The sequence below is a fragment of the Sphingobium sp. CFD-2 genome, from assembly GCF_024611135.1.
In the GTDB taxonomy this organism is placed as follows: Bacteria; Pseudomonadota; Alphaproteobacteria; order Sphingomonadales; family Sphingomonadaceae; genus Sphingobium; species Sphingobium fuliginis.
Genome location: NZ_CP084406.1, coordinates 124726 through 136923, shown reverse-complemented (window position 1 = coordinate 136923; position 12198 = coordinate 124726). Strand labels below are relative to the sequence as shown.

Below are 12198 nucleotides of genomic sequence, written 5' to 3'. Positions count from 1 at the left end.
CACCCGCTGTCAAAGAAAGGAACCGCGCCAGCGCGCCGTTCAGACGGCCCAGTTCAGGTAGAAGTCCTTGAGCGCGTGCGCATCATGGAGGGCGTTGTGCGGCATCCGGCTGTTGGACGCGGCGCTGAACCCCGCGCCGTTGATGAGTTCAAGGCGCAGCCCGTCCAGCCTGATCATCTCGGCCGGGCCGGTCACGAGCAGGGCGCAGAAATGGGCGAGGTCATCGGGCCAGTCGGCGATGATAAGCGGATCGCGGTCATGCGCCAGATAGGCTTCCAGATGCTGGGCGGCCTCCACCCGGTTCAACTGATGGTCGACGCCCGGCGGCACGAAGCGCAGATAGGGAATCACATTCTTCTCCACCCAGGGATGGATTTCGGCCGGCAGGGGAAGCGAGACGTAGAAATCCTGGTCTCCAATTTCGGGGACGAGCGCCAGGCTGATGAGGTCGCCGCCGAAGCCGTTGAATTCTGTATCGAGGAAATATCGCATCTCGCTCCTTTGACGCCGCGCCGCATTGCCGTAAAGCCCCCGCTGGCGGCGGACCCGCCGGGAGTAGTTGGTATGCAGGCACGCGAATTCATCGGAACGGCGCAGGTTCCCGGCGGGGAGGAACTGACCCTCTATCGCCGAGGCGGGGATTTCATGATCGTGCTCGACCGCAACGAACTGATGAGCAGCCGGATGAGCGGGTCGGAAGAGGCGCTCGCCAATCTGAGCTGCGAACGGCTGCGCGGCCGGGCGCGCCCGCATCTGCTGATCGGCGGCTATGGCATGGGCTTCACGTTGCGCGCGGCGCTGGCGGCGCTCGACGGCACGGCAACCGTCACCGTGGCGGAACTGGTGCCGGAGATCATCCAGTGGGCGCGCGGGCCGATGGCGGAACTGGCCGCGGGTTGCCTGGACGATCCGCGCGTGCGGCTGGTCCAGGCTGATGTGGCCGATCTGATCGGCACGGCGCGGGGGCTGTACGACGCCATCCTGCTCGACGTCGACAATGGGCCGGACGGCTTAGTGCGCCAGGCGAACGACCGTCTCTATTCGGCGCAGGGGATCGCGGCTGCGATCGCCGCGCTCAGGCCCGGCGGCATATTGGCGATCTGGTCCGCCGCTCCCGATGCGAGCTTCACCCGCCGCCTTTCCCGCGCTGGCCTGACGGTCGAAGAGGTTGCCGTGCGCGCCCGCAGCAACGGCAAGGGGCCACGGCACGTCATCTGGTTCGCCACGAAAAGAGCGTCCCGATAGCGCAAACGTCCGGGGTGACCCATGAACAGGGTCAGCGCGGCATGGGAATGCGCCTGCACGAACAACAGCAATAATGGTTCCGTCCTCTCATAAAAAAATCCCGGCCTCACGATCCGATGAGAAGGATCGTCCGTCATACGGGCTTATCGGCGACGTCGCTGGTGCAATTGTGCAACAAGGACAAGCTGTTGCGACCAATGAAGACCGACCGGCGGTTTACGCGGGACTATTCGAATTCTAAGTGCGGCACCCTCTGGATTTCGAAGCTTCTCGAAGGATATTGACTTGAAGAAGATCATCGCCATCGCCGCCGTCGCGGCTTCTTTCGCCTCTCCCGCCTTCGCGCAGGACGCGGTGCGCTCCAACTTCTCCGGCCCCTATGTCGGCGCCGTCGTGGGTGCCGACCATGCCGATCTCGGCGCGGACGCGCATGACACCGGGCTGCTCTATGGCGGCGTCATCGGCTATGACATCAACCTGCGGGGCGCGGTGTTCGGCATTGAAGGCGAATATGCCGATTCCGACACCAAGGATTCGAGCACCGACGTCTTCGTCGCCGGCGATCGCGTCAGCGCGCGCACCGGCCGCGATCTCTATGCCGGCATTCGCATCGGCGGCCAGGTTGCCGAAAATGTGATGCTCTATGCCAAGGGCGGCTACACCAACGCCCGTGCCAAGGGTTCCTATCAGAACGGCGCCACGATCCAGACCGCCTCGGGCAACCTTCAGGGCTATCGTCTGGGCGCTGGCGTCGAAACCAATGTGATGGGTTTCCTTGCCCGCCTCGAATATCGCTATTCGAGCTATGAGCGCGTCTTCGACGTGAAGCCCGAGCGCCACCAGGCTGCGCTGGTCGTCGGCTATCGCTTCTGACTTGGACGCGGGAGCGGCGCCCCATCGGGACGCCGCTCCCGCGGCATCTGGTTTGCCCGTTCAGCGAAATGATCTGGCGAGGATGACCAGCGTCGGATCGCCTTCCACCGGTTCGACCGCAAAGCCCTTTTCCCGCTCCAATTCTATGGTGCCGTGATTGTCGCGGCTCTCGATCGAGATCACCCGCCGCACGCCGCGCTTCTGCGCCTCGCCGGCCAGATGGTCGAGCACCGCCCAGCCGACGCCCCGGCCCTTATAATCCCCGCGCACCGATACGGCGACTTCGGCCGTGTCCATCGCATTGTCGCAGGCCAGGATGCCGGAGGCGACGAGTTCGCCCGTGGCGCCATCGAACGCCAGGATGCTTTCGCTGCGGAAATGGTCGGCATGGATCAGCGGGTCGAGTTGCTCATGACCGACATGGGGCACGGCGGAAAAGAAGCGGAAGCGTCGGTCCTCGTCGCTGACCTTGTCGAAAAAGGCCGCGAGCAGCGTCTCGTCGCTTTCCTCCGCAGGCCGGACATGGAGCTGGAGGCCCGACCGGGTCGGCAGGCTGAGGATGGTCTTGGCGTCGGTCATGAAACTGTCTCCCTTGTCAACGGCGCCAGAGTAGCTGTCGGACCGACGGCGCACCTTGATCCTCGACAATCTGGAAGGATCAGGGTGCGCCGGCAGGGAACCTCCAGGCCTTTGCTTTACCGCGTTTTCCAAGCCAGCAGATGATCCCGTCTGCTGGGAAAACGCCTTAGGCGTCGATATTGCGCCGGAAGGTTTCGGGCAGGAAGATCATTCCCAGGACGACGGTCGCCGCCGCCACCACCACCGGGTACCAGATACCGTAATAGATGTCCCCGGTCGCCGCGACCATCGCGAAGCCGATCGCCGGAAGCAGCCCGCCCAGCCAGCCATTGCCGATGTGATAGGGCAGCGACATGGAGGAGTAGCGGATGCGGCTGGGGAACAGTTCGACCAGCATGGCGGCGATCGGACCATAGACCATCGTCACCAGCAGCACGAGGTAGAAGAGCAGGGCGACGACGAGCGGCTTGTTGATCTCGGCCGGGTTCGCCTTGCCGGGATAGCCGACCCTGGCGAGTTCACCCTCGACGGCAGGGCGCGCCGCGACGGCAGGCTTGTCGCCCTCCGCCGCCCTGGCCGGGCTGGCGGGCGCGCCGATCAGTTGGGCGGTGAAGGCCGCGATGGCCGCCTTCTTCGCGTCGCCCGAAAGCCGGGACGGGTCGGGCGCCGTGAAGCGCCTGCCGCCGACCGCGACCGTTGCGACTGTGCCGGGCGCGGCGACGACGTTGGTGTAGTTGACGCCCGCCTTGGCCAGTGCGTTCTTGACGATGTCGCAGCTTGTCGTGTCGAACTTGTTCGCGCCGACCGGATCGAACTGGGAAGAACATTCCGCCGGGTCGGCCGTGACCGTGACCGGGGCGGCTGCCTGTGCCCGGGCCAGCGCCGGATTGGCGGCGTCGGTGAGCAGGTGGAAGACCGGGAACAGCGTCAGCGCGGCCAGGGCGCAGCCCGAAAGGATGATGGGCTTGCGGCCGATGCGGTCGGACAGCCAGCCGAAGAACAGGAAGAAGGGCGCTGCCATGAGGAGCGCGATGATGATGAGCGTGTTGGCGGTCAGGCCGTCGATCTTCAGCATCTTCTCCAGGAAGAACAGCGCGTAGAGCTGGCCGCAATACCAGACCACCGCCTGGCCCGCGATCGCGCCGAAAAAGGCGATGAAGACGATCCTGAGGTTCTTCCACTCACCGAAGGCTTCCTTGATCGGGGACTTGGAGCCTGTGCCCTCCGCCTTCATTTTCTGGAAAACGGGCGATTCATGCAGCTTCAGGCGCAGCCAAAGGCCAAGGACGAGGAACAGGCCGGAGACCAGATAGGGAATGCGCCAGCCCCATTCCTTGAACGCTTCCTCGCCCACGCCCGTGATGGGCGATCGGACGGTGATCACGATCAGCAGCGCCATGGCGAGCCCTGCGGTCGCGGTGATCTGAATCCAGCTCGTGTAGAAGCCCCGCCGGTTGTCGGGCGCATGCTCCGCGACATAGGTCGCCGCGCCGCCATATTCGCCGCCCAGCGCCAGCCCTTGGAACATGCGCAGCACCACCAGCATGATCGGCGCGGCGACGCCGACCGACTTGTAGGTGGGAAGGCACCCGACCAGGAAGGTGGACAGGCCCATGACCAGCAGCGTGATGATGAAGGTGTAGCGCCGCCCGAACAGGTCGCCGATGCGGCCGAAGACGAGGGCGCCGAAGGGACGGACGATGAACCCCGACGCGAAGATCAGCAGCGCCATGATGAAGGAGGTGGTCGGGTTGAGGCCCGTCAGGAACTGCGCCGCGATGATCGCGGTCAGCAGCCCGTAGAGGTAGAAATCATACCATTCGAACACGGTGCCGAGCGAGCTGGCGGTGATGATCAGCTTTTCGCTTCGCGTCGCCTCATGATGTTTTGGCAGTCCGTCATATGTCGAAGCCATAACCGTCCCTCCTGTCAGAAATTATATTTCGCCGCGACGTCGAACCGGTCGACATGGCCGTTGAGATCGTTGACGAGCCGGCGCTCGCCATGCCGGTACTCGATGCCGAGATCGACGTTCTTCACCGGGGAATAGAAGAGGTTGCCGGCGACGCTCCACGCCTGGCGATTGAACATCGCTATGCCCGAAGTCGTCGCCGGATCGAGATCGTCGGCGTAGAAGATGCGCTGATAGCTGGCGATCAGGTTGACGCGCCATTGGTCGTCCAGCGCATAGCGGCCCGCGCCGAACAATGCGAGGTTGCGGACGCGGGCAAGTTCCCCATTGGCCTGGAGGACCGCGTCCGGGCCGAAGTTCAGGCCGAGATAGCGGCCGATCCCTTCGCCATAGCTTGCCTGGAACCGGATGTCGCTGCCATGCCTGTCGTCCAGGAAGATCTTGCCGGCGGCGCTGATGCCCCATCCCAGGCGGGAATCGACGATATGGGCTGCGCCCGTTTTCGCATTGTCGACGCGCAACTGGCGGCCCAGCACCGCAAGGTCGAGGAAACCGAACCCGCCCGCATATTCCAGCCGCCCGGTTATGTCGGGCGCATGGTCCTCGCCATTTTCGACGAGGGCGGGTGCGCCGGCGGTGGCGGAAGCCGTTTCCGGATTTTCCGCCGCCAGATGGAAGGCGAGGCCGTGGCCCAGCGGAAGGCTGTAGCGCACCATCGGCTGGCGCACGAAGATCAGGCCGTCCACGCCCCCGACATAGTCGGTGCTCTCCGGGAAGATCGCGGGGTTGGAGAAATTGGTGAAATCCTGCCCGAAGGTCCAGCGATCGAGCTGGATGAAGGCGCGCCGCATGGCGAGGTCATAGGCGTTGGTCGTGCGCTGCGTGCCCTGGCCCAGCGCCTGGGGCGTGCCGGGCGCGGCCTGGAAGTCGAATTCGATATAGGCCTTCAGCGCATGCTTGCCGAGCTTGGTCGTGGCATCCACCCAGAAGCGCGTCTGCTTGGCCGAGAAATCGGTGACATGGGTGGGGGAAGTCGGGGAGGCGGGATTGAAGACGGGAATGGACTGCGGCAGATAGAGGTCGCGCCCCAGCGTGTTGCTCGGATCGTCGCCGCCGCTGTAGCGGGCGCTGCTCGCGAGCAGCTTCACATAGCCGGACAGGACGACATTGCTATTGCCAGAGCGGAAGCCAAGCCTGGGCGTGCCGTCCGCCAGTCGGCTCATCTGCGCCGAAGCCTCCTGGCTCTTGCGGGTGGCGTCGGCGGCGGCGGCGCGGGTTTCGTCCTGCTGGCTGCGCGCGGCGGCGAGTTCCGTCCGGAGCTGGGTGATCTCGCTCTCCATCCGTTCCAGACGCGCGGCGAGATCCGCCTCCTTCATGGTCTGCGCGCCGGCCAACTGGGGCGCGGCGAGCGCGCTCGCCCCCAGCAGCACGCGCAATAATGGCCTGTTCGGCTTTGGCATCGACCTCTCCAGGATCCGGCTTGTGTTCCGGCTATGGTCAGGATCGCGCATGCCGCCGTGGCGCGACAGCCGAACCATGGTCGGACATGTTCGACCTTCGTCGGGGGTCCGATGTGCGCCTGCGGCAATTAGGATGCCGCCCACGGATCGGTAGCGATCAAGGAGAGGAGTGCGAGACTATGGACCAGGGCATTTACCCCGTTCCCAACCACTGGGCGAACGAAGCGCTGGTCGACGCCGCGCGATACCGGCAGATGTATGCGCGCTCGATCACCGATCCGGATGGCTTCTGGGCGGAGGAGGCGCAGCGCCTGGACTGGATGCGTCCTTTCAGCCAGGTGAAGGCGACCAGTTTTTCGGCGGAGGATTTCGGCATAAGCTGGTTCGCTGACGGCACGCTCAACCTGTCCGCCAATTGCCTCGACCGCCATCTGGCGGAGCGTGGCGACGCCATCGCGATCCTCTGGGAGCCCGACGATCCGGCAGAGCCCGAACGGCGCATCAGCTATCGCGCGCTGCATGAGGCGGTATGCCGCTTCGCCAATCTGCTGAAGGCGCGGGGCGTCAGGCGGGGCGACCGCGTCACCCTCTATCTTCCCATGGTGCCGGAGGCGGCGGTCGCGATGCTGGCCTGCGCGCGGATCGGCGCGATCCACTCGATCGTCTTCGCCGGCTTCTCGCCCGAAGCGCTTGCCGGCCGCATCGAGGATTGCGCGAGCCGCATCGTCGTCACCGCCGACGAGGGCCTGCGCGGCGGCAGGAAGGTTCCGCTGAAGGCGAATGTCGACGCCGCCCTCGCCCATTGCGCGGATGTCGATACCGTCATCGTGCTGCGCCGCACCGGCGCCGATGTGGCGATGGTCGGGGGGCGCGACATCGACTGGGCCACGGCGGTGGAAGCCCAGCCCGCGGAGTGCGAGCCGGAGGAGATGGGCGCGGAAGACCCGCTCTTCATCCTCTATACCTCCGGTTCGACGGGCAAGCCGAAGGGCGTGCTGCACACGACCGGCGGCTATGCCGTCTGGGCGGCGATGACGCACCAATATGTGTTCGATTATCGCCCCGGCCAGATCTACTGGTGCGCCGCCGACATCGGCTGGGTCACGGGCCACAGCTATGTCGTCTATGGGCCGCTGATGAACGGCGCGACGACCGTGATGTTCGAGGGCGTGCCCAATTTCCCGGATGCATCCCGCTTCTGGCAGGTGGTGGACAAGTTCGGCGTGGAGATTTTCTACGGCGCCCCCACCGCCCTGCGCGCGCTGATGCGCGAGGGCGACGAATGGGTGCGCAAGACCAGCCGCAAGTCCCTGCGGCTGCTGGGCAGCGTCGGTGAACCGATCAATCCGGAGGCGTGGGAATGGTATCATCAGGTCGTGGGTGAAGGGCGTTGTCCCATCGTCGACACCTGGTGGCAGACCGAGACCGGCGGCGCGATGATCAGCCCGCTGCCCGGCGCTGTCGCGCTCAAGCCGGGCTCAGCGACGTTGCCGATGTTCGGGGTCAGGCCCGAACTGGTCGATGGCGACGGGCGGCTGATCGAGGGGGCGGGCGAAGGCTGCCTCGTCCTCGCGGATAGCTGGCCGGGGCAGATGCGCACCGTCTGGGGCGATCATGACCGCTTTTTCCAGACCTATTTCACGACCTTTCCGGGGCGCTATTTCACCGGCGACGGATGCCGGCGCGACGAGGACGGCTATTATTGGATCACCGGCCGCATCGACGATGTCATCAACGTTTCCGGCCACCGCATGGGCACGGCGGAGATCGAGAGCGCGCTCGTCGCCCATCCCAAGGTTGCCGAGGCCGCCGTCGTCGGCATGCCGCACGACCTCAAGGGGCAGGGCATCTACGCCTATGTCACCACCAATGCCGATGTCGAGCCGGACGACGCCCTGCGCGGCGAGCTGATACGCTGGGTACGCAGCGAAATAGGCCCCATCGCATCGCCGGACGTGGTGCAGTTCGCCCCCGGCCTGCCCAAGACCCGTTCGGGCAAGATCATGCGGCGCATATTGCGGAAGATCGCGGAAAACGACGTTTCCAACCTGGGCGACACGTCGACGCTTGCCGATCCCACCGTGGTCGATAATCTGCTGGCGAACAGACCACGGTTGGAAGAGGCGCAATAGAAACGATTCTCATCGCGGACGACCACCCGCTTTTCCGTCAGGCGCTGGCGGTGGCGGTGATGAAGGTCGCTCCGCGGGCCAGCATCATCGAAGCGGGGACGCTCGCCGGCGCCGTTCAGGCGGCGAGCGGGGCCACGGGCCTGCGCCTCATCCTGCTCGACCTGAAGATGCCGGGCGCGGTCGGCTATTCGGGCATAGCGCTGTTGCATGCGGAACAGCCGGACGTGCCGATCCTGGTGGTTTCAAGCGCGGACGGGGCCAAGGCGGCGGAGGAAGCCCAGGCGCTGGGCGCCGTCGGCTTCCTCTCCAAGGATAGCGACCTGCCCGCGATCGAGGCGGCGATCGCGCGGGCGTTGGGCGGCCACCGGCTCCCGCCCGCTCCGCCGCGACCCGAGGATGCGGTCCAGAAGGAGATCGCATCCCTGACGCCGACCCAGTTGAAGGTCCTGCTGGAGGTGCTGAACGGCAAGCTGAACAAGCAGATCGCGCACGACCTCATGGTGACCGAAGCGACGGTGAAGGCGCATATGACCGCGATCATGCGCAAGCTGGATGTGCAGAACCGCACGCAGGCGGCACTGGTCGCGCGCTCGCTGGGGCTCGATCTCAACCACTGACGCGGGCCAGGAAGGCCGAGATCGCCTCCGGCGCCGCAGGCTTGGCGATGAAGGCGATGTCGAGCATGGCGGCGCGGGTGGCGAGGCTCGCATCGTCCTCCGCCGTGACCAGCGCGGCGGGCAATCCCGGATGCTCCCGCCGCAGCGCCGCGATCAGGGCAAGGCCGTCCTCTTGCGTCCCAAGCTGGAAGTCGACCAGCGCGGCGTCGGCTGCGGACGCGAGCTTTCGGGCGGTCCTGCCTTCGGCGGCGGCCAGCGGCCGATGGCCGAGGCTGGCCAGCAGCGCCTCGGTCGCGGCTACGATCATCGGATCGTCATCGACCACCAGCACGGCCAGACCCCTCGCCGCCGGAAGGGGGGCCTGCGCCCCCGGTGCCGGTGCCGGCGCGGCTGGCCCGGTTGCGGCAGGCATCAGCAGGCTGAACCGGCTGCCCTTTCCGGGCACGGACCGCACCTCGATCCGCCCGCCGAGCAGCCGGACGATGCGGCGTGCAAGGGCGAGGCCAAGGCCGAGTCCCTCGACGTCCAGCGCGCCGAGCCGGGTGAATTCTCCGAAGATCGTCCCGATCTGGTCGGCGGCGATGCCGACGCCGCTATCGACGACGTCGATCCGGATCATCGAACCCCTGCGCCGGACGCCCAGTAATATCCCGCCCTGCTGCGTGTAGCGCAGGGCGTTGGAGACGAAATTCTGGAGGACCGAGCGGAGCAGTCCCGGGTCGGTATCGAGATGGCCGGAAAGGGGACCGGTCAGCAGGCGCAGCCCCTTCTCCTTCGCCATCGGCGCGAATCCTTCAGCAAGGCTGGTGAGAAACGGCGTAAGGTCGATCGGCTCCGGGCTGGGCTCGACACCGCCGGCATCGAGCTTGCTGATGTCGAGGAGAGCGCGAAGCAGCCCTTCCGCCGCCATGATCGCGCTGTCGATGCGTTCGGCAAGGATGTGCGGCGTTCCTTCCACCTCGCGTTGCAGGGCGGCGGTGAACAGCCGCGCGGCGTGGAGCGGCTGAAGCAGGTCGTGGCTGGCGGCGGCGAGGAATCGGGTCTTGTCCTTCGTCGCCTCGGCCAGGCGCAAATTGGTCTCGCTGAGTTCGCGTGTGCGGTCGGCGACGCGGGTTTCCAGTTCCGCCAATGTGCGGCCCAGCTCGTCGCGGATGCGTGCATCCTCGGTGATGTCGATGAAGCTGGTGACATAGCCGCCGCCGGGCATCGGCCCGCCGATGGTCTTGATGACGCGGCCGTCCTTTCGCCGCCGTTCGAAACTGTGGGGCAGGCCGCGGCGCATGTGCCGAAGACGTTTCCTGACGTGGAATTCTATGTCCTCGTCGCCGAAATCGCCCAGCCGCCCATTATGGCGGATCAGTTCCGCGATCGGCACGCCCACCCGCAGGAAGCCGGGAGGAAAGTCGAACAGGTCGAGATATTGGCTGTTCCATGCGATCAGGTTCATGTCGGCGTCGACCACGCTGATGCCGGCATCGATATGCTCGAAGGTCGCGGCGAGCAGTTCGCGGGAGAAGCGAAGCGACTGGCCGCGCTCTCCCAGCAGCCGGGTAACGTCGGAAAGGCTCATCTGCCCCCCGGCCAGTGCCGAGGCGACCAGCGCGCGGGCGGAGGAAGCGCCGACGACGCGCGCGATGAGCGTGCGGGCGCGCTGCGCCGACCGCCTGTCGATGGGCGTGCCCCGCATGGCCGCCGGAAATTCGCGGGCAGCCTCCTCTTCACCGATGAAGCTGGCGGTGAGCTGCGCCAGTTCGGCCAGGTCGGTGATCGGGCGCTGGCTGCCCAAGCGGGGCAGGACGGGCGCCTTCACCTTGCGCGCGGCGACCAGGCCGAAGACCAAAAGGTTCGCGCCCAGGCTCCACGCCACGCCATGCACCAGCGGCGACGCGGCGCCGATGCCGAAGAGGCGCAGGGGATCGGCGGCGCTTCCCTCCAGCGCATCCAGCCAGGCGGGCGGCAATATGGGCGGCAGGGCGAGGGTGTAGAACCAGATGACAAGGCCGACGGCAAGGCTTGCCCGCGCCGCCAGCGCATCGCGACCCGGCGCATAGGTGGCCAGGATCAGGTGCGGCGTGAACTGCGCCATGGCGGCGAAGGCGACAAGGCCGATCGAGGCGAGCGACTGTTCGGCCGAAACCAGCAGCGCCCAGGCGAGCGCCGCCGCGATGATGGCGAGGATGGAGAGGCGCCGCACGAGCAGCATGCGCCGGCCGAGCGCCCCGGCGCCCGCTTCCCCGCCGTTCTCGCGCGCGAGCAGGGTGGGGAAGAGGAGGTCGTTCGAGACCATGGTCGCGAGCGCGGTCGAATCGACCACGACCATCGACGCCGCCGCCGCGATCCCGCCCAGCAGGGCCAGGGCAAGCACGATGCCCTGTCCGGTCATTCCGGGCAGGGCCAGCATGTAGAGATCGGGTTGGGCGCCGCGCAGCAGGCTTGCGCCGGCCAGCGCGATGGGCAACACCATCAGCGCCATCGCGCCGAGATAGGCGGCCAGTCCCCAGCGCGCGCCGACAAGATCGCCCGGTTCCCGCGCCTCAACCAGGCCCATGTAGAATTGCCGGGGCAGGACGATGACGGCCATGGCGGAGATGAGGAAGATGATGCCGACCTCGATCGACAACCGTTCCGGCCGGAAATTGGCGGACAATATGGCGACGCCGCGGCTGAGGTCCGTCGGGTCCGCCTGTCCCAGCAGGACGAAGGCGAGGACGGCCACCGCGGTCAGCGCGACGATCTTGAGGAGGGATTCGATGCCGATCGCATAGACCAGGCCTTCGCTGCGCCCCGCCAGTTCGAACCGGCGGGCGCCGAACAGCATGGCGAACAGCGCCAGCAGCCAGGCGGCGGTCAGCATGGTCAGCGTCGCGACGGGGCGGCCCGTCACGATGGAGATCGCGCTGCCGATGGAGCGGAATTGCAGCGCGACATAGGGCACTGTTCCCAGCAAGGCGATGACCGTGACCAGACGGGCCACGACCACATCGTGACCGAAACGCGCGGCGATGAAGTCGGACACGGTGGTTGCCTGTTCCTCCGCCACCGCCTCGGCCAGCCTGCGCAGGAAACGGGGCGCGACGATCAGCAGGCAGATCGGCGCGAGATAGATGGGGAGGTAATGCCAGCCGTCGCGCACGGCGCTCCCGACCGCGCCGTAGAAGGTCCAGCTTGAGCAATAGACGCCCAGCGCCAGCGCATAGGCGCCGTGGCGCACGTCATAACGGCCGAGCGCAAGGCCGCCGCGCCTCTCGACGATGGTGGCGATCCCGAACAGCAGCAGGACGATCGCGAGCGCGAGAAGGGCCGCCGAAAGCAGACTCATGGCCCATCTCTACTGGCTCGACGACGCCGGAACAATGCGCCGAAGAGGTCGTATTTCCGCC

At 66.5% G+C, this 12198-nt stretch carries 9 protein-coding genes; 4 read left to right on the top strand and 5 right to left on the bottom strand.

Features of this window, described 5'->3' with window-relative positions:
- Window positions 1-39: 39 nt before the first annotated feature.
- Window positions 40-492, bottom strand: coding sequence for a hypothetical protein (locus LDB29_RS20905; RefSeq protein WP_007686433.1), 453 nt, complete (start codon window positions 490-492; stop codon window positions 40-42).
- Between the two features lie 72 nt (window positions 493-564).
- Between LDB29_RS20905 and LDB29_RS20900 the strand changes: the two genes are divergently transcribed.
- Window positions 565-1245: a spermidine synthase gene (locus LDB29_RS20900; RefSeq protein WP_025550010.1), complete on the top strand. Its 681-nt coding sequence runs from the start codon at window positions 565-567 to the stop codon at window positions 1243-1245.
- A 285-nt stretch (window positions 1246-1530) separates the two neighbouring features.
- Window positions 1531-2118 (top strand): outer membrane protein, encoded by a 588-nt coding sequence (locus LDB29_RS20895; RefSeq protein WP_025550011.1) that lies wholly within the window; start codon window positions 1531-1533, stop codon window positions 2116-2118.
- Window positions 2119-2178: 60 nt separating this feature from the next.
- Here LDB29_RS20895 and LDB29_RS20890 read toward each other — a convergent pair whose 3' ends face one another.
- The 3 genes from LDB29_RS20890 to LDB29_RS20880 form a co-directional block, all read right to left on the bottom strand.
- Entirely contained in the window at window positions 2179-2697 is a 519-nt protein-coding gene (locus LDB29_RS20890; RefSeq protein ID WP_044661061.1) for a GNAT family N-acetyltransferase, read from the bottom strand.
- 166 nt (window positions 2698-2863) lie between these two features.
- A complete protein-coding gene (locus LDB29_RS20885; RefSeq protein ID WP_025550013.1) occupies window positions 2864-4612 on the bottom strand; it encodes an MFS transporter in 1749 nt (582 codons plus the stop codon).
- Between the two features lie 14 nt (window positions 4613-4626).
- The gene (locus LDB29_RS20880) at window positions 4627-6069 is read right to left on the bottom strand and encodes a DcaP family trimeric outer membrane transporter (protein ID WP_025550014.1); all 1443 of its coding nucleotides are present in this window, start codon (window positions 6067-6069) and stop codon (window positions 4627-4629) included.
- Between the two features lie 179 nt (window positions 6070-6248).
- On the opposite strand from LDB29_RS20880, the gene acs reads away from it, so the two are divergent.
- Window positions 6249-8201 (top strand): acetate--CoA ligase, encoded by a 1953-nt coding sequence (gene acs / locus LDB29_RS20875; RefSeq protein WP_099186592.1) that lies wholly within the window; start codon window positions 6249-6251, stop codon window positions 8199-8201.
- 59 nt (window positions 8202-8260) lie between these two features.
- On the top strand, window positions 8261-8818 hold the full coding sequence (locus LDB29_RS20870; protein ID WP_229742670.1) for a LuxR C-terminal-related transcriptional regulator: 558 nt from the start codon (window positions 8261-8263) through the stop codon (window positions 8816-8818).
- Here LDB29_RS20870 and LDB29_RS20865 read toward each other — a convergent pair.
- Complete coding sequence (locus LDB29_RS20865; protein WP_065846469.1) at window positions 8808-12137, bottom strand: PAS-domain containing protein; 3330 nt, start codon at window positions 12135-12137, stop codon at window positions 8808-8810. The two genes, LDB29_RS20870 and LDB29_RS20865, sit on opposite strands and share 11 nt — an antisense overlap.
- Window positions 12138-12198: the final 61 nt, after the last annotated feature.